We start from the raw sequence: 223 nt of genomic DNA on the forward strand, positions 1-223 counted from the left end.
GTCAGCAACACCTTCTTCACGAGGCAGACCTCAGCGCTATTCTGACCTTGCCATCACGACTGTGCTGGTCATTAAACGCGTATTCAGGCTGACCCTGCGCGCTGCGCAGGGCTTTATTGATTCCATTTTTTCTCTGATGAACGTTCCGCTACGCTGCCCGGATTACAGCTGTGTCAGCAGGCGGGCAAAGTCGGTTAATGTCAGTTTCAAAACGCCCACCCGG

The 223-nt window shown here is 53.8% G+C and carries 1 protein-coding gene; it reads left to right on the plus strand.

All coding sequences use genetic code 11. The features are described 5' to 3' along the window. Nucleotides 1-223 (plus strand): transposase (locus ACLH1I_RS26720; protein WP_322357884.1); only part of this gene is annotated, 223 nt, incomplete at both ends.

The sequence above is a fragment of the Klebsiella sp. 1SOBk10mer genome (genome assembly GCF_046602535.1).
GTDB classification, from domain to species: domain Bacteria; phylum Pseudomonadota; class Gammaproteobacteria; order Enterobacterales; family Enterobacteriaceae; genus Klebsiella; species Klebsiella quasipneumoniae.